This window comes from Pseudomonas fluorescens, assembly GCF_902497855.1.
Classification (GTDB): domain Bacteria; phylum Pseudomonadota; class Gammaproteobacteria; order Pseudomonadales; family Pseudomonadaceae; genus Aquipseudomonas; species Aquipseudomonas fluorescens_BI.
On sequence record NZ_CABVHU010000002.1, the window covers coordinates 135,715 to 161,092 of the forward strand.

Genomic DNA, 25,378 nt, shown 5'->3' on the forward strand with positions numbered 1-25,378 from the left:
AGTATGGAGTTTAGAGGAAGAGTCCGGGACCCGGGCGACTTCCTTCGGGGAATCTGACGCCCACTTTGCCGATCTTGTTCCCTTCCATGACCGCGACGGTCCAGATGGTGTTGTTCCACTCCACTTGGTCACCGACTACTGGCGCACCGCCCACTTTATGGGCAATGAAACTGGCCAGGGTCATGTCTGGATCGATGCCTTCGACTTTCAACCCATACAGGGCCGCAACCGCAGCCAGCTGGGCGTCTCCTTCGAGTACGAAGTCGCCGAAAAAGCGCAAATCGAGGCCCCGTTGCGGCGCCTGACTGAAGAGTTTTCCGAGGGCCGGAAGGTTGTGCTCGTGGCCGATTACACAGAGCAAATCATCGACTTCGAGCACCGTACTACCCGACGGATGGAGCAGTTGCTGACCGCGAAACAGTGCCGCGATGCGGGTGCCTTCGGGCATTTTCAGTTCGCGAAGAGGGGAGCCGATGCACCATTTTTCGGCGCCGAGGCGATAGACGAACAGTTCCCACTCGCTGGTGACGTGGACTTCCAGGGCGGCCCGGGAGATCGGCGCTGGCTCCGGCGGAACGGTCACTTTCAGAAGCTTCGCCACCCAAGGCAGGCTCGTGCCCTGCACCAGCAACGACACCAGCACGATAAAGAAGGCGAGATTGAAGTAGAGCTGGGCGTTCGGCAGGCCCGCCATCAGCGGGAACACCGCCAGAATGATCGGGACCGCACCGCGCAAGCCTACCCAGGAGATGAACGCTTTTTCGCGGCCATGGAACGCCTTGAACGGCAACAGACCGACCACGACCGACAATGGCCGGGCAAACAGGATCATCCACAGCGCCAGGCCCAGGGCGGGCAAGGCAATCGGCAACAAGTCGTGCGGCGTCACCAGCAGGCCCAGCACCAGGAACATCCCGATCTGGGCCAGCCAGGCCATGCCGTCGAGCATATGCAGGATGCCATGGCGGCTGCGCACCGGGCGGTTGCCGATCACCAGGCCGCACAGATACACCGCCAGGAAGCCGCTGCCGTGCAGGGCGTTGGTCAGGGCAAACACCACCAGGCCGCCGGCAATCACCAGGATCGGATAGAGGCCGGCGGCCAGGTGGATGCGATTGACCAGTTGCAACATGACCCAGCCGCCGCCCAGTCCGATCACGCCGCCGATGCCGAACTCGCGCACCAGATGCCCGAGCAGGCTCCAGTGCAGCCCGGTCTCGCCGCTGGCGAGCATGTCGATCAGGGTCACGGTCAGGAACACGGCCATCGGGTCGTTGCTGCCGGACTCGATCTCGAGGCTGGCGGTCACCCGTTCGTTCAGGCCTTTGCCACCCAGCAGCGAGAACACTGCTGCAGCATCGGTAGAGCCGACGATGGCGCCGATCAGCAGGCCCTGAATCAGGTTCAGATCGAACAACCAGGCGGCGGCCATGCCGGTCAACCCCGTGGTGATCAACACCCCGACCGTGGCCAGGGACAGCGCGGGCCATAACGCCACGCGGAAACTGGAGACCCGGGTTCGCAAGCCGCCATCGAGCAGGATCACGGCGAGCGCGAGGTTGCCGACCAGATACGCCGTAGGGTAGTTGTTGAAGATAATACCGCCGCCGTCGACACCGGCGGCCATGCCCACGGCCAGGATAATCACCAGAATCGGGATGCCGAGGCGGGATGAAAGTGAGCTCACCAGAATGCTCGCACCTACCAGCAACGCGCCGATCAAGAACAGGCTGTTGATGGTCGTCGCATTCAAAGGCAGTACTCCAGAAAGCTGAAAGGCGGGCACAAACTGACCATGCAGTCTGCGTGCCAGCGATTCTAACCTGTTGAAATGTGATGCTGTCAAAAAGGTTTTGTGCCAGGAGAGGTTCAAGGCGTTCCGGCGTTTTTATGGTACAACCGTCCCGGCGACGAAGTGCAGGAACCAGATTGGCCAATCAGAGTCTCTACTGTTCGCGAGAAAGGTCATCCGCCAGCAAAATCAAGGCTTTGCGCCTGGATAACCCTGGCATCCGTGGTGACTTTTCTTTATCGTACGCGCCCTTTGAAAATGCCTGGAAAATTAAAATGTTGGAAGCATCCCTGAGTCAATTGGAACAACTGGTCAGCGATCTGGTGCAACAGAACCAGACCCTGCTTGCCACCAACCAGTCCCTGAGCGCAGAACTGGCTCAGGCCAAGGACGAAAACGAAAGCCTGCAATTGAGCCTGATGGAGCAGGAAGAGAAACAAGGTGCCACCACGGCCCGCATCCAGGCCTTGGTTGAGCGCGTCAGCGCCGGCCCTGTCAGCGCATGAATCACGGCGCCGCAGGGGTAAAAGTCGTCTCGATCCTGGGGGAGGACTATTCGATCAGGGCGCCGGCCGGGGAAGAGCAAACCCTGCTGGACGCCGCGCTGATGTTGAAGGCCGCCCTGGCCGACACTAAAAAGAAGTACCCGACACTGATCGGTGACCGCTTGTTGGTACTGGCCGCCATGAATCTGTGCTCCCAGCAGATTGAAATGAAGAAACAGCACCAGCAGGAACTCGACCGTTACCAAGAGCAAGTCAGCGCCACGGTTGAAGTGATCTCCAAGACGATCAATCAGGGTTGATTTCAATGGGTTGATTCGTGAACGTCATTGCACCTTGTATTGGGTTGGCTGATGAGTTTGAATATTGAAAGGGTGTTGAAGTAGATTTTGCTCTTGTGTTCAGAAGTGCTCCAGCTAAAGCTTGAGCACTTCTCGAGCACCGACTAAACTGCTTTCAGTTTCAAATATACCCAGAATTTACCCGGTTCACTGGATAGACGACGATACTCTTTGCCCACGAGTTCATATCTGATCGATTCTTCCTCATCAAAAAAATGATCTCCGTTTGCCATGGATGTAACCCAATCGACGTACGTTAAAGCAATATCTCCTTTGATGATTTTTATATCCTTATCAGTCATATTTTAATCCTCACTAAGACAGGTTGAGCTCGATCCAAATTTTTAAATGCTCATTGCGTAAGAATCGTGCAGTTAAATCATATTCTGATTTTTAGTCTTAGGAACCTGTCATATATGACAGGTGTTTTTTGAAAGCCTAATTGCAGTCCAGCGCTCACGTTTGAATAGGTCAGTATCCTGAACGCAGTTGACGGTGATTACCGTGCAGGTGGAGCGTATCAGTGACATGAATCATCAAGTGGCGACGGCGACTGAAGAGCAGTCGGCGGTGACGGAGGAGATCAACCGCAATGTGCAGGGGATTTCCGATCTGGCCCGGGCTACGGCCGGGGAGGTCAGGGCCTGCCGTGAGGATTGTCAGATGTTGCAGCGGCTGGCGGATGATCTGGCACGGCAGATGGGTGGGTTCAAGCTCCGCTGATGTATCGTGACTGATCGTTCCCACGCTCTGCGTGGGAATGCAGCCCGGGACGCTCCGCGTCCCATTGGAACGCGGAGCGTCCCCTGAGGCATTCCCACGCAGAGCGTGGGAACGATCGGTGTCAGAACCATTCATCCTGCATCCCCAGGCACACATCATCCCGAGCCTCTAGAATCGCCAGCTCATGGTGACACCCCGGCACTTCCCATGTCAGGAAATACCGCGCAGCCTGCAGCTTGCCTTTATAGAAGTTCACATCCGCCGCATGACCCTTGGCCAACCCTTCCTCAGCCCGAATGGCCTGTTCCAGCCAGCGCCAGCCAATCACCGTATGCCCGAACACTTTCAAGTACAGCGCCGAGTTCGCCAGGCTGCTGTTGACCTTGCCTTGCCCCAGGTCCGTCAGCAGGCCGATGGTCACGGTTTGCAGGTGCGCCACCAGTTTCTCCAAGGGCTCACGCAGTGCAGTCAATGATTCGTATGCCTGGGCGCGCTCGGCAGTGTCGGCGATCAGGCGGATCAGTTGCTTGAGCCCCGCGCCGCCGTTCTGGGCCAGTTTGCGCCCCAGCAAATCCAGCGACTGAATGCCGTGGGTGCCTTCGTGGATCGGATTCAGGCGGTTGTCGCGGTAATACTGCTCCACCGGATACTCACGGGTGTAACCGTGGCCGCCAAGAATCTGGATCGCCAGTTCGTTGGCCTTCAAGCAAAACTCCGATGGCCAGGATTTGACGATGGGTGTCAGTAAATCCAGCAGCTCATGGGCCTGCTTGCGTTCGGCTTCGGTCGCAAGCGTCGTGGTGTCATCGAACAGCCGCGCCGCGTACAGGCCAAGGTCAAACGAGCCTTCCACGTAGGCTTTCTGTGTCAGCAGCATGCGTTTGACGTCTGCATGTCGAATGATCGCCACCGGTGCAGTGTTCGGGTCCTTGCTGTCCGGCACGCGACCTTGCGGGCGTTCGCGGGCGTATTCCAGGGAGTACAGGTAACCGGCGTAGCCGAGCATCACCGCGCCCATGCCGACACCGATCCGCGCCTCGTTCATCATCTGGAACATGTAGCTCAGCCCGTGGTGCGGCTTGCCCACCAGGTAGCCGACACACTCGCCGTTGTCGCCGAAGTTCAGCGCGGTAGAGGTCGTGCCGCGCCAGCCCATCTTGTGGAACAGCCCCGCCAGTAGCACATCGTTGCGCTTGCCCAGGCTGCCGTCATCGTTGACCAGATACTTGGGTACGATAAACAGAGAGATTCCCTTCACGCCGGCCGGTGCATCCGGCAACTTGGCCAGGACCATGTGCACGATGTTTTCCGACAGCGGGTGGTCGCCGCCGGAGATGAAGATCTTGTTGCCCTTGAGTCGATAGGTCCCGTCGGCCGCCGGCTCGGCACGTGTACGAATATCCGACAACGAAGAGCCGGCATGCGGTTCGGTCAGGGCCATGGTGCCGAAGAAGCGTCCATCGATCATCGGCTGCAGAAAGCGCTGCTTCTGCTCATCGGTGCCGAAACTTTCAATCAGGTTGGCTGCGCCCATGGTCAGAAACGGGTAGGAGGTCGACGCCGCGTTGGCTGATTGAAAGTGGGCGAAACAGGCCTGGGACAGCAGGGTAGGGAGCTGCATGCCGCCCGCATCGAAACTGCGCGCCGCATTGAGGAAGCCGGCTTCGAGGAAAGCATCCACCGCGGGCTTCACTTCTGGAATCAGAATGGCCTGACCGTCTTCGTAGCGCGGCTCGTTTTCATCGCCCTTGCGGTTGTGCGGGGCGAAGAATTTCTCGGCGATGCTGCGCGCAGTGCCGATGGCGGCATCGAAGGTTTCGCGGTTGTGTTCGGCGAAACGCTCACGCTGGGTCAGGCCCTCGGCATCGAGGACTTCGTACAGCTCGAAAGCCAGATTGCGGGAACTGAGCAGCGTCTCGGACATGGCGGCCTACCTTTTTTTGGGTTGGGCCGAGTCTAGGCGTGGGGAGGGCGGGGTGAACAGGATGATTGATGAGCGTGATGGTGCAGTCCGGGCACCGCTAATCAAATGTGGGAGCGAGCCTGCTCGCGAAGAGGCCGGCACATTCAACATCTATGTTGGATGACACACCGCTTTCGCGAGCAGGCTCGCTCCCACAGGGATTTAGTGAACCAGGCATCCATTGCGGACGCCTGGTTTTGAAGCGGTTTAACCGATCGTCATCAAGCTCGCATTACCACCCGCCGCAGCCGTGTTAACGCTCAACGCCCGCTCGATCACCAGGCGCTCCAGCGCAATGCCGGTTTCCCCTTGCGACAACCCATGAACCCCAACGATGGCACCAGCACGCTTGGCCACCTGCTGGCACACCGCACGCAGCTGATCGGAATGGCCATGATGCAGAACCGCATCAAACACCACCTCATCCTTGTTCCAGTCGGCAACCAGCTTGATCCGTGCCTGAACGTCCTTCGGCAGACGGGCGAACACGGCCTTGGTCAATTCAGCTTCCGGCCACACTGCAGAACCGCCCACCGCCAATACCGCTGCGAGTTGGGTCAGCAGATCGCCTTCGACCTCAGCCAGGCACAGCACGTGTTCACGCGGCAGGATGGCATAGCTGTTGCGCTCGCCAGTCGGGCCTGCCAGGACACGAGTGATCCCGCTTTGCGATTGCGCAGCGAACTGCACGCACAGGGTGCTCAGGTCGGTGAACTTGTGTTTATCGGCCCAGGCCTTCAGGGCCGTCAACGGTTTGCTCATGGCATCGCGCAGGCGAACATCCGGCGCAGTGATGGCGTCACCACGAGCGAAGGATTGTTCGATTGCATCGGCAGGACGCGTCGACAGCAGGCGGTACAGGTACAGCGGGCCACCGGCTTTCGGGCCAGTGCCCGACAAACCTTCGCCGCCGAACGGTTGCACGCCCACCACGGCACCCACGATGTTGCGGTTCACGTAGACGTTACCGGCGTTGACGTTGTCGATCACCTTGGCGATGGTCTCGTCGATCCGGGTGTGCACGCCCAGCGTCAGGCCATAGCCGGAAGCGTTGATCTGAGCGATCAGCTGGTCGATGTCTTTGCGCTTGTAGCGAACCACGTGCAGCACCGGACCGAAGATCTCCCGTTGCAGCTCGTCGAAGCTTTCCAGTTCGATCAAAGTTGGCATCACGAAGGTGCCGCGTTTGACTTCTTCAGTATTGGCGATAGCCACCTGGTACACGCTGCGACCTTTGTCGCGCATGCCCTGGATGTGCTTGTCGATGCCCGCCTTGGCTTCGGCGTCGATCACCGGGCCGATGTCCACGGACAAGCGCTCCGGGTTGCCGAGACGGCATTCAGCCATGGCGCCCTTGAGCATTTCGATGACGCGGTCGGCGGAATCTTCCTGCAGGCACAGGACCCGCAGCGCCGAGCAACGTTGACCGGCGCTGTCGAAGGCCGACGATACGACGTCGATCACCACCTGTTCGGTCAAGGCCGAAGAGTCGACGATCATCGCGTTCTGGCCGCCGGTTTCAGCGATCAGCGGAATCGGACGACCCTGGGCGTCCAGGCGGCCTGCGACGTTGCGTTGCAGCAAGCGAGCGACCTCGGTGGAACCGGTGAACATCACGCCTTTGACCCGATCGTCACCGACCAGGCGGGCACCGACGGTTTCGCCACGGCCCGGCAGCAATTGCAGCACGCCTTCGGGAATCCCGGCTTCGAGCATCAGGCGCACGGCTTGGGCCGCCACCAGCGGCGTCTGTTCTGCAGGCTTGGCCAGCACCGGGTTACCGGCAGCCAAGGCAGCCGCGACCTGGCCGCTGAAAATCGCCAGGGGGAAGTTCCACGGGCTGATGCAGACCACCGGACCCAATGGGCGGTGGGCGTCGTTGCTGAAATCGTTGCGTGCCTGTACCGCGTAATAACGCAGGAAGTCCACGGCTTCGCGTACTTCGGCGATGGCGTTGGCGAAGGTCTTGCCGGCTTCGCGTGCCAGCAGGCCCATCAGCGGCTGGATCTCGCCTTCCATCAAATCGGCGGCACGTTCCAGGATCGCGGCGCGTTCGGCGGGCGGGGTGGCCTGCCAGATCGGTGCGGCGTTCAAGGCGCACTGGATCGCATTGTCGACGTCGTCGACGGTGGCTTCCTGGACATGGCCAACCACGTCGCGCAGATCGGACGGGTTCAAGACGGGCGCAGGGGTTTCAGTGCTGGACGCGCAACCGAGCATCGGTGCCGCTTTCCAGTTGTTGTGAGCGGTGGCCAGCAGGGCGCAGGACAGCGAAGCCAGACGATGTTCGTTGGCCATGTCGATGCCGCTGGAGTTGGCGCGTTCGGCACCATAAAGATCGCGCGGCAGCGGGATACGCGGGTGCGGCAGGCCGAAGCCGCCTTCCAGCGTCGCCATCTGCTCGATGCTGGCCACTGGATCGGCCACCAGCTCCTGAATTGAAATGGACTGGTCGGCGATGCGGTTGACGAACGAGGTGTTCGCGCCGTTTTCCAGCAGACGACGCACCAGGTACGCCAGCAGTGTTTCGTGAGTGCCGACCGGTGCGTACACACGGCACGGACGGTTCAGCTTGCCTTCGGAAACCTTGCCTACGACCTGTTCGTACAGCGGTTCACCCATGCCATGCAGGCACTGGAACTCGTACTGGCCGGGGTAATAGTTCTGACCGGCAATGTGGTAAATGGCCGACAGGGTGTGGGCGTTGTGCGTGGCGAACTGCGGGTAGATGACTTCCGGTACCGAGAGCAGTTTGCGGGCGCAGGCGATGTAGGAAACGTCGGTGTACACCTTGCGGGTGTAGACCGGATAGCCTTCCAGGCCTTCGACCTGGGCGCGCTTGATTTCGCTGTCCCAGTACGCGCCTTTCACCAGGCGGATCATCAGGCGATGACGGCTGCGACGAGCCAGGTCGATCACGTAGTCGATCACGTACGGGCAACGCTTCTGGTAAGCCTGGATCACGAAGCCGATGCCGTTCCAGCCGGTCAGTTGCGGTTCGAAGCACAGGCGCTCCAGCAGATCCAGCGACAGCTCGAGGCGGTCGGCTTCTTCGGCGTCGATGTTCAGGCCGATGTCGTATTGCTTGGCCAGCAGGGTCAGCGACAGCAGGCGCGGATACAGCTCCTCCATCACGCGCTCGTACTGTGCACGGCTGTAACGCGGGTGCAGGGCCGACAGCTTGATGGAAATCCCCGGGCCTTCATAAATCCCACGACCGTGGGAGGCTTTGCCGATCGAGTGGATGGCTTGTTCGTACGAGGCCAGGTACTTCTGGGCGTCGTGCTCGGTGAGTGCGGCTTCACCCAGCATGTCGTAGGAATAACGAAAGCCCTTGGCTTCGAACTTGCTGGCGTTGGCCAGGGCTTCGGCGATCGTTTCGCCGGTGACGAACTGCTCGCCCATCAGGCGCATGGCCATGTCGACGCCCTTGCGGATCATCGGCTCGCCGCTCTTGCCGATGATGCGGCTCAGGGACGAAGTCAGGCCGGCTTCGTTGTGGGTGGCGACCAGTTTGCCGGTCAGCAGCAAGCCCCAGGTCGCGGCGTTGACGAACAGCGACGGGCTGTTGCCCAGGTGCGGGTGCCAGTTGCCGGTGCTGATCTTGTCGCGAATCAGTGCGTCGCGGGTGCCCTTGTCAGGGATACGCAGCAGCGCTTCGGCCAGGCACATCAGTGCCACGCCTTCCTGGGACGACAGGGAAAATTCCTGCAACAGGCCCTGAACAATCCCGGCACGGCCGCCGGCGCTCTTCTGATTGCGCAATTTCTCGGCAATCGAGGCGGCGAGTTTGTTGGTGGCGTCGCACATCGCAGCCGGCAGGCGAGCCTGTTCGATCAGCATCGGCACCACTTCGGGTTCCGGGCGACGGTAGGCGGCGGTGATCGAAGCGCGCAGCACCGATTGCGGCAGGATGCTTTCGGCAAACTCAAGGAAGCACTGGTGGGCGTGATCCAGCGGCACGTCGACGGCTTCGTCGGAATCCTTGGTCAAACCGTTCAGCTCGGTCAGGGTTGCACCACCCTCGAGTTTTTCCAGGTAATTGAAAATTGCCTGCTTGATCAGCCAGTGCGGCGTGCGATCAATCGAGGTCGCAGCGGCCTTGAGGCGCTCGCGGGTCGGGTCGTCAAGTTTGACCCCCAGGGTGGTGGTAGCCATATTTTTATCCTCATGTTTGCCACGACCGCGTGGCATCAGCTGGCGCAAGATTAGCTGCGCAGCTGTCGAGGTGCAACCGGGTGCAACCCTTTTTTTGTCGAAATGTTACGCAGCTCGTCAGGAAATAATTTCCCCTGCGTTCGTATCGTTCCCGCTGGTCGCTTTTACTTCTGGTAATGACCTTTGACTTCCCTGAAAGGACGCAAAACCAGGGCATTTGCAGATAAATCCGACTAGGTGCAACTTATTCCGGAGAAACTGGTTGCACCTTATTTGCTTTGTTGAATAGCATTCGCGCCCAAGGTGCAACCTGGCATAAAAGTCAGGTGTGCCGGCTGATGGCTTTCCTGGGGAAACATCGGTCATAAATGCGCGGGATCCGGAATCGTCTGTCGAACGTCATCGTTTGCGTGCGGTTCACCAGCCGCCGCTACATAAAAACAAAGCCAGGGCGTCACTTAAATGAGCGTAAGCAATCCAACCCTGATCACGTTCGTGATCTATATCGCAGCAATGGTGCTGATCGGCTTCATGGCCTATCGCTCCACCAATAACCTTTCCGACTACATTCTGGGCGGTCGTAGCCTGGGCAGTGTCGTGACGGCATTGTCCGCCGGCGCCTCCGACATGAGCGGCTGGTTGTTGATGGGCCTGCCGGGCGCCATCTATATGTCCGGTCTGTCCGAAAGCTGGATCGCCATCGGCCTGATCGTCGGTGCTTACCTGAACTGGCTGTTCGTTGCCGGTCGTCTGCGGGTGCAGACCGAGCACAACGGCGACGCACTGACCCTGCCGGATTACTTCTCCAGCCGTTTCGAAGACAAAAGCGGCCTGTTGCGGATCATCTCCGCGGTCGTGATCCTGGTGTTCTTCACCATCTACTGCGCCTCCGGCATCGTGGCCGGTGCCCGTCTGTTCGAAAGCACCTTCGGCATGTCCTACGAAACGGCACTATGGGCCGGCGCTGCGGCGACCATCGCCTACACCTTCGTCGGTGGCTTCCTGGCCGTCAGCTGGACTGACACCGTACAAGCCACGCTGATGATTTTCGCCCTGTTGCTGACGCCAATCATCGTGCTGCTGGCCACCGGCGGCGTCGACACCACGTTCCTGGCGATCGAAGCGCAAGACGCCAGCAACTTCGACATGCTGAAAAATACCACCTTCATCGGCATCATCTCGCTGATGGGCTGGGGCCTGGGCTACTTCGGCCAGCCACACATCCTGGCGCGTTTCATGGCGGCGGATTCGGTCAAGTCGATTGCCAACGCTCGTCGCATCTCCATGACCTGGATGATCCTGTGCCTGGGCGGCACCGTGGCGGTGGGCTTCTTTGGTATCGCTTACTTCTCGGCGAACCCTGACCTGGCCGGCCCTGTGACTGAAAACCACGAACGCGTGTTCATCGAACTGGCGAAAATCCTGTTCAACCCATGGATCGCCGGTATCTTGCTGTCGGCCATTCTGGCGGCAGTAATGAGCACCCTGAGCTGCCAGCTGCTGGTGTGCTCGAGCGCCCTGACCGAAGACTTCTACAAGACCTTCCTGCGTAAAACCGCTTCCCAGGTTGAACTGGTCTGGGTCGGTCGCGCCATGGTGCTGCTGGTTGCCCTGGTCGCCATTGCGTTGGCCTCCAACCCGGAAAACCGCGTATTGGGCTTGGTCAGCTACGCCTGGGCCGGCTTCGGTGCAGCGTTCGGCCCTGTCGTCCTGATCTCCGTGATCTGGAAAGACATGACCCGCAACGGCGCACTGGCCGGTATCCTGGTCGGCGCGATCACCGTGATCGTGTGGAAACACTTCGAGTTGCTGGGGCTGTACGAGATCATCCCGGGCTTCATCTTCGCCAGCCTGGCGATCTACATCGTCAGCAAGCTGGGCGCGCCGACTGCCGGCATGCTGCATCGCTTCGCGGCTGCCGAGGCAGATTTCCGCCTGAACAAGTGATTGTGATGGGTTGAATTCTTCCTGTTTCAGGTAAAAAAAAGGCTCGCAACTTTATAGTGCGGGCCTTTTTTGCAAGCCGGGTCCGAAAAACAGGCATTGGCCCCAATGCCAGTCAGTTAAGCGAATGCGGCCCCTGTAGGAGCGAGCTTGCTCGCGATGGTCGTTAACGATAACGCGTGTTTGCTGGTTAAACGCGGCATTATTGAGTCCATCGTCGGAACGCCGCCCGGAGCAAGCTCGCTCCTACAATTTCCTTAACTGACCGGCATTAGGCATTGGCCCTCCAATATCTGTGGTCCTTTTCAGTATTGGTCGTGAGACATTCCTGATTTTCTCGGCCATCTTGAGTTCCCTCTCTATCCACGTACTTTGCGTTAAGCCTCTCATCCCGAGTCGGCTTATCCATCGTTAACAGTGATGCGCTTCCCATGACCGGGGCGTCATTTCTTGAAGCGTGCGCTAGGTATTTCAAGTCCCGATTCATTTCTGACTGAGCTGGTGCCTTACGGCAGGTTGCAGAGGGCGCTGCGGTCCAGTGGGTTGGGTCGCTGCGAATTTTCTGGGCAAGGTCCTCGGAAGTTTCCTTCAAAACGTAGCGGTTTCCATGAACTGGTGGAGTGTAGGTTTCATGGATAGTCTTTAGTGGTCACTGACAATTCAGTGGTGGGGTGTAGGAACCCGTTAAGACCAGAAGAACGCTTTGGCGTCGACAGCTGATTTGCGGCCACAAACGTGCGCCCGTAAGATCTATTGCGGCGGCTGTGCGCGGGCACGCTTCGGCGTGGTCGAGTTCTCTGGTCTCGATATTCCTACCCCGCGTATGGCTGCCACCCAAGCCTGTAGGAAGGCCGATGGTAGCCCCGCTTCTACCAGAGGTTAAAAAATGAAAACAATTCTTCCAGATCCACCCTACGAAAAACCAACACCTCATCCCGACATCCGCTTCATGGCATTGACCAGCAACTGCACTGACATGCCCACCCTGTTTGTCGACACCCACGCGCCACTCGACATCCTCACAGACGCCGCCAGCTACAGAATCCGCGCAGTGACCCAGGTGCTCGAGAATCTGTCCATGCGCGGCTCGATCGAGTGCGAGTCCTTCATCCTCAGCGACTTTGCCTTGCTCTGCGCCATTGCGTTGCGTGATGGCTGCGATGTGCTGGATGTGGTCGGGCGGCGGTTGCGGGCGCGGCCTTCAGCGGGGGCGTAGGCGCCGCCACAAGATTCAGAGGCAGATTTCCGTCTGAACAAGTGATCGGGATGAGCTGAGGCTCTGACCATTCAAAAGCAAGAAAACGGCCCGCTTCCTGTTGAAGACGGGCCGTTTTTTATTGGTGCGGGGTAATGTCTGTAGTCATTTATCCCGATTGTTGTGGGAAACAGCTCTAAAAAAGCAGGACAAATCTGAATTTCCTGGCGGCTCCTCAACACCCGTACTCGCTCATGCAGAATCGCTCGTCTTCACTCTGCAGAGACACATCGGATGTTCGTTCCTGCTAATCAATTGCCTTTCACGTCAGCGTTCGACAGCCTCGATCTCACCAATGCTACCGACCCCGATAGCCCTGGCAGCGACTATCGCCATGATGAAAATGGTCGATTGCTGTCGATCCGCTATCCGGACGACAGCCAGCATGTGTTCGTTTGGCATGGTCCGGCCCAATTGGTCGAAGAAACGCTACCGGACGGTGGTCAGCGGCGTTTTACCTACGATGCGTTGGGGCGGCAGGTAAGCCGGCAGGATGAACACGGGGCCATCACCCGTTACCGATGGGACGCCGACGGCCGTTTGATTCAGACGACGCTCGCCAACGGCGCCAGTCGTGAGTTCAGTTATGACGCCGATGGCAGGATCACCGCCGAGCGCGATGAGATCGGCCACGTCACGCGCTACGAATACACAGCCGATTGCCAGCTCATCAGTCGCCGGATCCATCCCGACGGCACGCAGTTGCGTTATCGCTACGACACAGCACAGCGGTTGCTCACGGCAATCGAAAACGAATCCGGCGAACAGTATCGGCTGGAGTACACGTCCAGCGGTCTGATCCGCCAGGAAACCGGGTTCGACAATCGTCGCACTGCGTACCGCCATGACCCCAATGGTCTCCTTCTGGAAAAAACCGAGTTCGGCGATAGTGGCGTGGATTTGATCACCCGCTATCAGCGCAACCCCGCAGGGCAGGTGCTGGTCAAGACCTTGCCCGACGGCAATACGGTCGACTATCGCTACGATGACCTTGGCCGAGTGGTCTGCATCGATGACGGTCAGGCTCATTCGCTTGAACTGGAGTATGACCGGCAGGGTTGCCTGATCAGCGAGCGCCAAGGCCGGGGCACACTGCGTTATGGCTACGACGCCTGCGGTCAGCTCAATCACCTGCGCCTGCCTGACAATAGCCAGATCGATTACCGACACGCCCAGGGCGGCGCGCTGATGGCCATCGATCTCAACGGCGCACGGCTCACCACCCACGCATTCGTCTTTGGCCGTGAGCAGCAACGCCAGCAAGGTCAGCTGAGCAGTCAGTACCACTACGATGAGCAGGGGCGGTTGCAAGCCCACGCGATCAACCAGCCAGCCCGGCCCCTGTACATGCGTCATTACTGCTACACCGTCAACGGCAACCTCGCCTCGATCGCCGACAGCCGTCATGGGCAGCGCAGCTATTACTACGACGCGCGCAATCGTCTGGTCCGGGTGCGTCACACCCGAGGCGACCCGGCGCAACACTTCGTCCATGACCCTGCCGATAACCTTCTGATGCAGGATCGACAAGGTCCGGCCACCTTCAAAGGCAACCGCCTGCTCATGCATGGCGATAGCCATTACGACTACGACGCCTTCGGTAACCTCATCCGTGAACGCCGCGGCATCGGGCAAAAAATCGTCACCGAATACCATTACGACTGCCAGCACCGGTTGATCGGTATCACGCTCCCGGATGGCCGCAGCGCCAGCTACCGCTACGATGCACTCGGCCGTCGCATCGGCAAAACCGTCGACGGCAACACCACCGAGTTCTTCTGGCAGGGCGACCACCTCGTGGCCGAATGTAGCCGGCATCATTACCGTAGCTACCTTTACGAACCCGGCAGCTTCCGCCCGCTGGCCTTGCTCGACGGCAAAGGTCCGTACCAGGCCTGCGCGTTTTACTTCCAGCTTGATCATCTGGGGACGCCGCAGGAACTGACGAGTTGCGCTGGCGAAATTATCTGGTCGGCCAGGTACGACGCCTTCGGCAAAATCACCCACCTGTCGTTGGCAGGGGTAGATCGGTTCGACCAACCCTTGCGTTTCCAGGGGCAGTACTTCGATGCCGAGAGCGGCCTGCATTACAGCCGGCATCGCTACTACAGCCCGGATACGGGGCGCTACCTGACTCCCGGCCCGCGCAACCTGGAGGGTGGTTTGAACCCGTACCGGTACGCGCCGAATCCCACGGGCTGGATTGATCCGTCAGGGGTGGCGAGCCGCCCGTGGCCCGCGGAGAAGGGGCGGCGAAATCTCCGGGTGAAGTCGACGGACGTTGGCGCAACCGCCCGCTCGGCTGCGAACCCCTGACGTCCAGCCCCGTACAAGGTAAACTTGCCGCCCTTCGCAGGAGCAGCCATGAATTATCGTCACGCCTTCCATGCCGGCAATCACGCCGATGTGTTCAAACACCTGACCTTGACCCGCCTCATCGCCTTGATGTCGCGCAAGGAGCAGCCGTTTGCCTATCTCGACACCCACGCCGGCATTGGTTTGTATGACCTGCAGGGCGATCAGGCCAGCCGTACCGGCGAGTACCTGGAAGGCATCGCGCGGTTGTGGGATCAGCCGGATCTGCCGATCCTTACGGCTGATTACATGCAGGTGCTGCACGAGATGAACCCGGATGGCCAGTTGCGCTATTACCCGGGGTCGCCGGAGTTGGCGCGGCGTCTGACGCGGCCGCAGGATCGGGTGTTGCTCAACGAGAAGCACCCCGAGGATGGTGTGTTGCTCAAGGACAACATGAAGGGCGATCGTCGGGTGAAGGTGCATCTGGGCGAAGGCTGGCATGTGCCGCGGGCAATGTTGCCGGTGCCGGAGAAACGCGCGGTGATGTTGATCGATCCGCCGTTCGAGCAGCTCGATGAGATGCAGCGCTGTGCGGCGTCGCTGAAAGAGGCGATCGGCCGGATGCGCCAGACCGTGGCGGCGATATGGTATCCGGTGAAGGACCAGCGCCTGTTGCGGCGCTTTTATCAGGACCTGGCCGGCACGGGCGCGCCGAAGTTGTTGCGGGTGGAGTTGCTGGTGCATCCGCTGGATACGCCGAACAGTCTCAATGGCTCGGGGTTGGCGATTGCCAATCCGCCGTGGGGGCTGGAAGAGGAATTGCGTGAGTTGCTGCCGTGGTTGTCCAAAAAGCTTGGGCAGACCCAGGGTGGGTGGCAGATGGATTGGTTGATTGCCGAGAGTTGATCTCTTGCTGTGATCGTTCCCACGCTCTGCGTGGGAATGCATCCCGTGACGCTCTGCGTCACCTAAAAGCGGCACGCGGAGCGTCCCTGGCGGCATTCCCACGCGGAGCGTGGGAATGATCGGTGTGCGGTTAGATCGGGCAGGTCACGCCTGTACCGCCGATCCCGCAATACCCTTCCGGGTTCTTGGCCAGATACTGCTGGTGATACGCCTCGGCGAAGTAGACCGTCGGGGCTTCTTCGATTTCGGTGGTGATGGTGCCTTTGCCAGCCTTGGTCAGTTCGGCCTGGAACACCTGCTCGCTGTGCTTGGCAGCTGCCAGCTGGTCTGGGTTGGTGGCGTAGATGACCGAGCGGTACTGGGTGCCGATGTCGTTGCCCTGACGCATGCCCTGAGTCGGGTTGTGCAGCTCCCAGAACATCTTCAGCAGCTCGTCGTAGCTGACTTTTTCCGGCTCGTAGACCACGAGCACAACTTCGCTGTGACCGGTCAGGCCCGAGCAGACTTCTTCATAGGTCGGATTCGGCGTGAAACCACCGGCATACCCCACCACGGTGCTGACTACGCCTTCACGCTGCCAGAAGCGACGTTCCGCACCCCAAAAGCAACCCAGGCCGAAGATTGCAAAGTCGACATTGTTGGCGAACGGGCCCAGTAGCGGGGCATCGTGGACGAAATGTTTTTCCGGCAGGGACATTGGCGTTTCACGGCCAGGCAGGGCTTGTTCTTTGGTAGGGAGCACGTTTTTGTTTACCAGGATTTCCGAGCGCAGAACCATTATCAGTCCTCTCAGTCAGGTTGGAATGTTGATACGCAGAACGCCAGTGTGCCCAATGCCGTCCCATTACGCACTATCTCTGTGGGAGCGAGACCGCTGTCAGGCGATCGGGCCACGCGGGTAGCGTTTGAGTTTTTCGATCAGCTCGCCGCCTGGAATCGGTCGGTCGAACAGGTAGCCCTGGCCGACATCGCAGCGGTGGCGCCTCAAAAACGCAAGCTGCTCGGCCGTCTCGATGCCTTCAGCCACGACCTTGAGCTTCAGGTTGTGGGCCATGGCGATCACCGCTGAGGTGATTTCCATGTCGTCCTGGTTGTCCGGAATTTCGTGGATGAAGCTTCGATCGATCTTGATGATGTCGATCGGGAATTTTTTCAAGTAACTGAGCGACGAGTAACCGGTCCCGAAGTCGTCCATGGCCAGGGTCAGGCCCAGACGCTTGAGTTGGTCAAGCTGCAGGTGGGTGTCTTCGGTGGCTTCCAGCAGCAGGCCCTCCGTCAACTCAAGCTCCAGCAGGTTCGCTGGCAGTGCTTCTTCCTTGAGGATGCTGGCGATCGACGCCACCAGGTCCGGGTCGGAGAACTGTTTGGGCGACAGGTTGATCGCCACCTGAAGATTGCCCAGGCCAGCGGCCGTCAGGTCTTTGCTCATGCGGCAGGCCTGGCGGGCGATCCACTTGCCGATCGGAATGATCAGGCCGGTTTCTTCGGCGACGCTGATGAACTGATCCGGACGGATCATGCCTTTTTCCGGATGGTTCCAGCGCAGCAAGGCTTCCATTCCCAGCAGGCGACCGCTGCGCAGGCAGAGCTTGGGTTGATAAAACACGTCCAGTTCATTCTGGGTCAGGGCCCGGCGCAGGTTGTTCTCGACGAACAGCTTATAGCTGGCCTCGGCGTTCAATGCTTCGGTAAACACCTGAACCTGATGTTTGCCGTTGGCCTTGGCCTTGTGCAGCGCCAGCCCGGCGTTGCGCATCAGGGTCTGCGGGTCGCGCCCGTGCAGCGGCGCGCAGGCCAGGCCCACGGAACCGGTGACGCTGATCAATTGGTTGTCGACGAACATCGGCTTGTCGAGGGTCGCCAGCAATTGGTTGGCGACTTGCTGGCCAACCGAGATGTCGGTGTTGTCCAGCAGCACAGCGAATTCGTTACTGGCGAAGCGCGCCAGGCTGCCACTCGGGCTCAGGCTGTTGCGCAGGCGCCGGGCCAGGCTGATCAGCAACTTGTCACCGGTTTGATGGCCAAGGCTGTCGTTGATCCGCTTGAAGTTGTCGATGTCCACCAGCAACAGGCTGATCGGTGTATCGCTGTCCCGGGCGAAGCGCTCATCGAGGTTGCGGATGAACGCCGGGCGGTTGCCGAGGTTGGTCAGGTTGTCGGTGTAGGCCAGGCGCTCGATGCGCTGCTGGGCAAGCTTGGCCTGGGTGATGTCTTCATAGATGCCGATGTAATGGGTCAGCTCGCGGTTGTCACCGTAGACTTTGGAAATCGACAACTGGCCCCAGTAGGGTTCGAGGTTTTTGCGCCGGCTTTTGAATTCGCCCTGCCAGCTGTTACCCATGGTCAGCGCCGAGGGCGCGTCAAACAGCAGTTCGCTGAGATTTTCCAGCGCCGGCAATTGCGACAGCCGCTGGCCGTGGACTTCATCGGTGGTGTACTGGGTGATCGCCGTGAAGCTTGGGTTGACGTACTCCACCACGCCGTCGCAATTGACCAGCAGGAAGGCGCTGGCGCTTTGTTCCACCGCACGCTGGAACAGGTGCAGAGCGCTCGGCGTCGGTAGCCGCAGTTCGTCCTCGAACACTCCGCCGACCACCATCAGGTAGCCGCGCAGCAGGTGGCGATTGTGTTGTCGGTAGGCTTCGCCCAGCTCAAGCAGGCTCAGGGCGCCTTTGGCGGTGTGCAGGGTGTAGCGGATCAGGTAATGCGGGCTGTCGCGAAGTTGCTGCTGAATCGCGTCGTGCAGTCGATAGCGCGCTTCGGGCTCCATCAGACTGGCGTAGGGTGAGTCGACCAGGGCACAAAGCTCCGTCGCCGGCTGACCGAACTGTCGTTCGCAATTGGCGTCGAGAAACAGCAGCGCCCAGCTCGGTTCATTCAGCCGTTCGAAACGCAGCATGCCCAGCCGCGATGGCACAGGCAACTGCGTCACGACCTCGGCCACCATACGGCTGATGGCATCGGGTTGGCTTTTCATGAAGGGAGACTCGCTTCGAAGGTGCTGGTCGCGCCGGGCTCGCGCCCTCTTTTCTGTTGCGTGACGCAAGGTTGCATCATTGCGACACCGACTGACAAGCGAGATGAAAGCCAAGTGCTATAAGAATAGGTCGGCAGGGGCCAGGAATGTTGCAGTGGCGGCACAAAAGCAGTGTTCCGGCCCGAAAGGATCGCAGCCCTGCAGGCTACGATCGGGGATTTTTCAGCGCAATGGAATTTCAACACTCTGCAACAGGTTGCCCGTCCTGCCGTGATAACTGATGCGAATCTTTGCAGTATCAATCACCAGATGGGCAAAGTTGTCCTGGCTGATCACCTCGCCGGCCAGTTCATGCCGATACTCGCCCGATTCGGTTTTGGCCAATGGCTGATCGAGAATGAAGCTGGAAGCCTTGGCATAGGGCAGCATTTTGCTGTTGCTCAGTGGCGATGACACCAGGGTGTGAATCTCGAATTCCGGGTCCTCGCTGTGGGTCATTCGGCTGACCAGCGAGCCATGCACGTCGCCGGAGACGATAAAGACGTTCCTGAGGCGGTGCTTGCGGATGGTCTCCAGCAGGCGCAGGCGTTGCTCGGGAAACCCTTTCCAGCCATCATCAACGTCTCTGATCAGGTCGGGGTACAACATTACGCTGGTGACCACGAACTTGACCCGGGCCGTGCTGTTGATCAGCCACTCGCACAGTGCCTGCTCCTGCGCTTGATCAATCATGCGTCGGTCATCGGCTGCGAGCGTGCGCCGGGTGCGGCAATCAATGACGAACCATTCGATATCTCCTTCGCAAAATTGATACCAATATCGGTCCGATGCCGGATTGACCTGGCCGTTATCGAGCAGTGGGTGAGTCGGGCTGTGGCTGGCTTGATATAACTCGTAAGCGAGTATTGCATTGTTGTACATATAATCGTCATCGCACTTTCTTTTGGTCGGCCAGTTATCCTCTATTTCATGATCATCAAGAATCATGTAAGTAGGAATAGTGGACATCAGCTGGCTGATATTGGGTTGGGAAAAAGCAATGCGGTATTTAACGAGCATTTGATTGAGTTCGCGGTCGGGCGCGATCGCGTTCAGGTCATCCAGATAAACCTGGTCGCCAATCATCAACATCGCGCTGACAGGTGGATCACTCTGCTCTGCAAGCGTTTTGATCGAGGCGAAAATCCGGTCGCTGAGGTGCGGCAATATCGGTACCCCGCCAGTCAACTGCAGGTATCGGCACGAGCCGAAGATATAAGCGCGTGGCTGGGTCACTGCATCGGAAGGCGTGCGAAAGCGGTAAATGTCCTGGGGCCATTGCAGTGGCAGCTCCGTGACTGTCTCCAGGGTGTGCGCCGGGCTTGCAAGACTGAACCAGCCCGCCTGGTATTCGTATTCAGTGTTGGCCACGAGATCATTGAGGACAATGACCTGGGACATGTCGCGTACGGATTCGAGTTTGGTAAAAACGCTGTCCAGCCAGGGTTGGTCCCCCCGCGGTCGATATCGGATACCGGCAAATGCCCGGGTGTTCATCTGGAACTGGCCACGCACGAAAATACGCGCGTGGTTAATTGTGGTGTGGCCAATAATCGGGCCGACCGTTGGTTTGAACATACTAGAGTCCATTCAGTATTGCGCTTGTCGATCAAGTATTGATGTCGGCGCGCATCGTTAGATTCGTATCAATAAGACTATTGATTGGACCCTAAAAAATACCGGGCAGAAATGGACTGGAGTTGTGGGCGATATCAGCCACAACTGTAGGAAGTAAAAACGTCAGGCAAAAAAAAGCCCCGCCAAATGGGCGGGGTTGAGGTACGAGCGTGTGGCGCTCGGAAAGCGTGGAACGCAACCGGCCCTCCGGTGACGGAGGGCCGATCGGTGTTACAGCAGGATGGTGCGGATGTCCGCCAGCAGGGCGCTCAATCGCTGGGTGAAGCGTGCCGCAGCGGCGCCGTTGATCACACGGTGATCGTAGGACAGAGACAGTGGCAGCATCAGTTTCGGCTGGAAGGCTTTGCCGTCCCAGACTGGCTGGATGGTTGCCTTGGAAACACCGAGGATCGCCACTTCCGGCGCGTTGACGATCGGCGTGAAGCCGGTGCCGCCAATGTGACCGAGGCTGGAAATGGTGAAGCAGGCGCCTTGCATGTCGTCAGCGGTGAGCTTCTTGTCGCGGGCTTTGGCGGCCAGCACGGCGGCTTCGGCTGCCAGTTGCAACAGGCTCTTCTGGTCGACGTTCTTGATGACCGGTACCAGCAGGCCATCAGGGGTGTCGACGGCGAAGCCGATGTTCACGTACTTCTTGCGGATGATCGCCTTGCCGCTTGGCGCCAGCGAACTGTTGAAGTCCGGCAGTTCCTTGAGCATGTGCGCGCAGGATTTGAGCAGCAGCGGCAGGATGGTCAGCTTGACGCCGGCCTTTTCTGCCACGGCTTTCTGAGCGACGCGGAACGCTTCAAGCTCGGTAATATCAGCCGAATCGAACTGGGTCACGTGCGGAATGTTCAGCCAGCTGCGGTGCAGGCTCGACGCGCCGATTTGCATCAGGCGAGTCATTGGCACTTCTTCGATTTCGCCGAAACGGCTGAAGTCGACGACCGGAATCGGCGGGATGCCCGCGCCGCCGGTTGCGCCAGGAGCAGCGGCCGGTGCTTGCTTGGCCTTCTGCATCATGGCCTTGACGTAAACCTGCACGTCTTCCTTGAGGATGCGACCGTGCGGACCGCTGGCGCCGACGGCGTCCAGTTCGACGCCGAATTCACGAGCCAGTTGGCGTACAGCCGGGCCAGCATGAACCTTGGCGCCCGGTTTGGCCGGGGCCGCAGCAGGTGCCGCCGCTGCCGGAGCAGCAGGGGCTGCGGCGGCTGGAGCAGGAGCAGCAGCGCTCGGTGCCGCAGCGGCCGGAGCCGGGGCAGCAGCAGGCGCAGCGCCTTTGACTTTCAGCTTGAGGATCAGGTCGCCGGTACCGACTTCGTCGTCCAGCTTGATGGAAACGCTTTCCACCACGCCAGCGGCAGGCGATGGAATTTCCATGCTTGCCTTGTCGGATTCCAGGGTGATCAGCGACTGGTCGGCTTCAACGGTGTCGCCGGCCTTGACCAGGACTTCGATGATCTTGGCCTTGCCTGCCGAACCGATGTCCGGGACGTGAATGTCCTGAACGCTGTCGGCTACTGGAGCAGCCGGGGCTGCCGCAGGAGCAGGCGCAGCAGCCGGAGCAGCGGCCTGGGCCGGCGCGGCAGCAGCCGGTGCCGCAGCACCTGCCACTTCCAGATCCAGAATCAGATCGCCAGTGCCGACTTCGTCGTTGAGCTTGACGCTGATGGCCTTGACCACGCCAGCAACAGGCGATGGGATTTCCATGCTGGCCTTGTCGGATTCCAGGGTGATCAGCGACTGATCAGCCTCGACGGTGTCGCCGACCTTGACCTGGATCTCGATGATCTGGGCTTTGCCCGACGAGCCGATGTCCGGCACGTGCACTTGCTGAACCGAAGCGGCAGCAGGCGCAGCGGCAGGAGCGGTAGGAGCGGCCGGCGCTGGAGCAGCAGCCGGTTTCTCTTCAGCTTTGGCCGCCGGTGCAGCGGCAGCCGCAGGGGCTGCCGCAGCGGCACCTTCGACTTCCAGCTCCAGCAGTTCGTCGCCTTCTTTCAGGCGGTCGCCGATGTTTACTTTCAGGCTTTTGACGATGCCGGCCTTGGGCGCAGGAATTTCCATGCTCGCCTTGTCCGACTCAAGCGTCAGGATGCTCTGGTCGGCTTCGATACGGTCGCCGACCTTCACAAACAGTTCAATTACTTCACCTTCACCGCTGCCGATGTCAGGTACGCGAATGAGTTCGCTCACAGAGTGTCTCCTCAGCAGTCCAGTGGGTTGCGTTTTTCCGGGTTGATCCCGAACTTGGCGATGGCTTCAGACACCACCTTGGGTTCGATATCACCACGGTCAGCCAAGGCTTCCAGGGCTGCCAACACCACGAAATGACGGTCGACTTCGAAGAAGTGACGCAGCTTCTTGCGGCTGTCACTGCGGCCGAAACCGTCGGTGCCCAGGACTTTGAATTCCTTGGACGGGACCCACTGGCGAATTTGCTCAGCGAACAGCTTCATGTAGTCGGTAGACGCGATGACCGGACCTTTACGGCCGTTCAGGCACTCTTCGACATAGCTCAGTTTAGGCTTCTGGCCCGGGTGCAGGCGGTTGCTGCGCTCGACGGCCAGGCCATCGCGACGCAACTCGTTGAAGCTGGTCACGCTCCAGACATCAGCGCCGACGTTGAACTGTTCACGCAGAATCTTCGCCGCTTCACGGACTTCACGCAGGATGGTGCCGGAGCCCATCAGCTGAACGTGGTGCGCCGCTTCGCGGGTGTCTTCTTCGAGCAGGTACATGCCCTTGATGATGCCTTCTTCGACACCGGCCGGCATGGCTGGCTGCTGGTAGGACTCGTTCATCACGGTGATGTAGTAGAAGACGTCCTGCTGCTCTTCGGTCATCTTCTTCATGCCGTCCTGGATGATCACCGCCAGCTCGTAGCCGTAGGTTGGATCAAAGGTGCGGCAGTTCGGGATGGTGGCAGCCAGGATGTGGCTGTGACCGTCTTCGTGTTGCAGGCCTTCGCCGTTCAGCGTGGTCCGGCCTGCGGTGCCGCCGATCAGGAAGCCACGGGTACGGCTGTCGCCAGCGGCCCAGGCGAGGTCGCCAATACGCTGGAAACCGAACATCGAGTAGAAGATGTAGAACGGCAGCATCGGCTGGTTGTGGCTGGAGTACGAAGTGCCGGCAGCGATGAAGGAGCTCATGGCGCCCGCTTCGTTGATGCCTTCTTCGAGGATCTGGCCCTTCTTGTCTTCTTTGTAGAACATCACCTGGTCTTTATCGACTGGCTCGTAGAGCTGGCCGACGGACGAGTAGATGCCCAACTGACGGAACATGCCTTCCATACCGAAGGTACGGGCTTCGTCCGGGATGATCGGAACGATGCGCGAACCGATTTCCTTGTCCTTGACCAGCTGCGCGAGGATCCGCACGAAGGCCATGGTGGTGGAAATTTCACGGTCGCCCGAGCCGTCCAGGATTGCCTTGAGGGTATCCAGCGGTGGCGTCGGGATGTCGAAGCTCTTGGCGCGGCGCTGTGGCACGAAACCGCCCAGTGCAGTACGGCGCTCGCTCAGGTAACGGGCTTCGGCGCTGTTTGGTTCCGGTTTGAAGAACGGCAGGTTTTCCAGCTCTTCGTCCTTGACCGGGATGTCGAAGCGATCGCGGAACAACTTCAGGCTGTCGACGTCGACTTTCTTGGTGTTGTGCGCAGTGTTTTTCGCTTCGCCGGCACCGGTGCCATAACCCTTGATGGTCTTGGCCAGGATGACGGTCGGTTGTTCTTTGTGGTTGACCGCTTCGTGGTACGCCGCGTAGACCTTGTACGGGTCGTGGCCGCCACGGTTGAGTTTCCAGATCTCGTCGTCGGACAGGTCTGCAACCATCGCCTTGAGTTCTGGCGAGTTGAAGAAGTGTTCACGCACGAACGCGCCGTCTTTGGCTTTGTAGTTCTGGTACTCGCCGTCGATGACTTCGTCCATGCGGCGTTGCAGGATGCCGTCGACGTCTTTGGCCAGCAGTGGGTCCCAGAAACGGCCCCAGATGACTTTGGTCACGTTCCACTGAGCACCGCGGAACACGCCTTCGAGTTCCTGGATGATCTTGCCGTTGCCGCGAACCGGGCCATCGAGGCGCTGCAGGTTGCAGTTGATGACGAAGATCAGGTTGTCGAGCTTCTCGCGGCCAGCCAGCGAGATCGCGCCCAGGGATTCCGGCTCGTCGCACTCGCCGTCGCCCAGGAAGCACCAGACTTTCTGCTTGCCTTCAGGGATGAAGCCACGGGCCTCCAGGTACTTCATGAAGCGTGCCTGGTAGATCGCCTGGATCGGGCCCAGACCCATGGATACGGTCGGGAACTGCCAGAAGTCCGGCATCAGCCAAGGGTGCGGGTAGGACGACAAGCCCTGACCGTCGACTTCCTGGCGGAAGTTGTTCATCTGGTCTTCGGTGATGCGGCCTTCCATGAACGCACGGGCGTAAACGCCTGGCGAGGTGTGGCCCTGGAAGTAGATCAGGTCGCCGCCGTGCTCGTCGGTCGGGGCCTGAAAGAAGTAGTTGAAGCCGATGTCATACAGGGTCGCACTGGAAGCGAAGCTGGAGATGTGACCACCCAGGTCAGAATCTTTCAGGTTCGTACGCATTACCATGGCCATCGCGTTCCAGCGTACCAACGAGCGAATGCGGCGTTCCATGAACAGGTCGCCAGGCATGCGTGCTTCGTGGGTAACGGGGATGGTGTTGCGGTACGGCGTGGTGATGGCGTAAGGCAACTGCGAACCGCTGCGGGTCGCGAGTTCACCCATACGGGTCATCAGATAGTGAGCGCGGTCTTCGCCTTCTTTGTCGAGAACCGATTCCAGGGCGTCCAGCCATTCCTGGGTTTCGACGGGATCGAGGTCTTGCATGGCTTGCTC

Annotated in this window: 14 protein-coding genes and 2 pseudogenes; 7 read left to right on the forward strand and 9 right to left on the reverse strand. The window is 59.6% G+C overall.

Annotated elements, in window-relative coordinates; genetic code table 11:
* Positions 1–10: 10 nt before the first annotated feature.
* Complete coding sequence (locus tag F8N96_RS05580; RefSeq protein ID WP_150796969.1) at positions 11–1,753, reverse strand: potassium/proton antiporter; 1,743 nt, start codon at positions 1,751–1,753, stop codon at positions 11–13.
* Positions 1,754–2,067: 314 nt separating this feature from the next.
* On the opposite strand from F8N96_RS05580, the gene F8N96_RS05585 reads away from it, so the two are divergent.
* Together F8N96_RS05585 and F8N96_RS05590 are read left to right on the forward strand one after the other, a co-directional pair.
* Positions 2,068–2,298 (forward strand): hypothetical protein, encoded by a 231-nt coding sequence (locus F8N96_RS05585; RefSeq protein WP_150796970.1) that lies wholly within the window; start codon positions 2,068–2,070, stop codon positions 2,296–2,298.
* Complete coding sequence (locus F8N96_RS05590; RefSeq protein WP_150796971.1) at positions 2,295–2,597, forward strand: cell division protein ZapA; 303 nt, start codon at positions 2,295–2,297, stop codon at positions 2,595–2,597. The genes F8N96_RS05585 and F8N96_RS05590 overlap by 4 nt, the downstream gene beginning before the upstream one ends.
* Before the next feature lie 143 nt (positions 2,598–2,740).
* Here F8N96_RS05590 and F8N96_RS05595 read toward each other — a convergent pair whose 3' ends face one another.
* Positions 2,741–2,938: a hypothetical protein gene (locus F8N96_RS05595; RefSeq protein WP_150796972.1), complete on the reverse strand. Its 198-nt coding sequence runs from the start codon at positions 2,936–2,938 to the stop codon at positions 2,741–2,743.
* 187 nt (positions 2,939–3,125) lie between these two features.
* Between F8N96_RS05595 and F8N96_RS05600 the strand changes: the two are divergent.
* Positions 3,126–3,359: pseudogene (locus F8N96_RS05600) on the forward strand (chemotaxis protein); the annotation flags it as partial.
* Positions 3,360–3,480: 121 nt separating this feature from the next.
* Here F8N96_RS05600 and F8N96_RS05605 read toward each other — a convergent pair.
* Both F8N96_RS05605 and putA read right to left on the reverse strand, forming a co-directional pair.
* Complete coding sequence (locus tag F8N96_RS05605; protein WP_150796973.1) at positions 3,481–5,283, reverse strand: acyl-CoA dehydrogenase; 1,803 nt, start codon at positions 5,281–5,283, stop codon at positions 3,481–3,483.
* Positions 5,284–5,529: 246 nt separating this feature from the next.
* Positions 5,530–9,480, reverse strand: a complete 3,951-nt coding sequence (putA, locus tag F8N96_RS05615; protein WP_150796974.1) for a trifunctional transcriptional regulator/proline dehydrogenase/L-glutamate gamma-semialdehyde dehydrogenase — start codon at positions 9,478–9,480, stop codon at positions 5,530–5,532.
* A gap of 462 nt (positions 9,481–9,942) precedes the next feature.
* Here putA and putP point away from each other — a divergent pair, with 462 nt between their 5' ends.
* The 4 genes and pseudogenes from putP to F8N96_RS05635 all read left to right on the forward strand — a co-directional run bounded on the left by putP (position 9,943) and on the right by F8N96_RS05635 (position 15,883).
* The gene (gene putP, locus F8N96_RS05620) at positions 9,943–11,427 is read left to right on the forward strand and encodes a sodium/proline symporter PutP (RefSeq protein ID WP_150796975.1); all 1,485 of its coding nucleotides are present in this window, start codon (positions 9,943–9,945) and stop codon (positions 11,425–11,427) included.
* A gap of 883 nt (positions 11,428–12,310) precedes the next feature.
* Complete coding sequence (locus F8N96_RS05625) at positions 12,311–12,640, forward strand: hypothetical protein (protein ID WP_150796976.1); 330 nt, start codon at positions 12,311–12,313, stop codon at positions 12,638–12,640.
* A 324-nt stretch (positions 12,641–12,964) separates the two neighbouring features.
* Positions 12,965–14,995, forward strand: a pseudogene (locus tag F8N96_RS05630) (RHS repeat-associated core domain-containing protein); the annotation flags it as partial.
* 48 nt (positions 14,996–15,043) lie between these two features.
* Positions 15,044–15,883 carry a 23S rRNA (adenine(2030)-N(6))-methyltransferase RlmJ gene (locus F8N96_RS05635; RefSeq protein WP_150796978.1) on the forward strand — a complete coding sequence of 280 codons (840 nt, stop codon included), beginning with the start codon at positions 15,044–15,046 and terminating at the stop codon, positions 15,881–15,883.
* A 130-nt stretch (positions 15,884–16,013) separates the two neighbouring features.
* Here the strand turns inward: F8N96_RS05635 and msrA are convergent, their stop codons facing one another.
* The 5 genes from msrA to aceE form a co-directional block, all read right to left on the reverse strand.
* On the reverse strand, positions 16,014–16,661 hold the full coding sequence (gene msrA, locus F8N96_RS05640; RefSeq protein WP_150796979.1) for a peptide-methionine (S)-S-oxide reductase MsrA: 648 nt from the start codon (positions 16,659–16,661) through the stop codon (positions 16,014–16,016).
* 99 nt (positions 16,662–16,760) lie between these two features.
* Complete coding sequence (locus F8N96_RS05645; RefSeq protein WP_150796980.1) at positions 16,761–18,860, reverse strand: putative bifunctional diguanylate cyclase/phosphodiesterase; 2,100 nt, start codon at positions 18,858–18,860, stop codon at positions 16,761–16,763.
* Between the two features lie 222 nt (positions 18,861–19,082).
* A complete protein-coding gene (locus F8N96_RS05650) occupies positions 19,083–20,477 on the reverse strand; it encodes an alkaline phosphatase D family protein (protein WP_150796981.1) in 1,395 nt (464 codons plus the stop codon).
* Positions 20,478–20,747: 270 nt separating this feature from the next.
* Complete coding sequence (gene aceF, locus F8N96_RS05655) at positions 20,748–22,712, reverse strand: dihydrolipoyllysine-residue acetyltransferase (RefSeq protein WP_150796982.1); 1,965 nt, start codon at positions 22,710–22,712, stop codon at positions 20,748–20,750.
* An 11-nt stretch (positions 22,713–22,723) separates the two neighbouring features.
* The gene (aceE, locus tag F8N96_RS05660) at positions 22,724–25,369 is read right to left on the reverse strand and encodes a pyruvate dehydrogenase (acetyl-transferring), homodimeric type (protein WP_150796983.1); all 2,646 of its coding nucleotides are present in this window, start codon (positions 25,367–25,369) and stop codon (positions 22,724–22,726) included.
* Positions 25,370–25,378 lie beyond the last annotated feature (9 nt).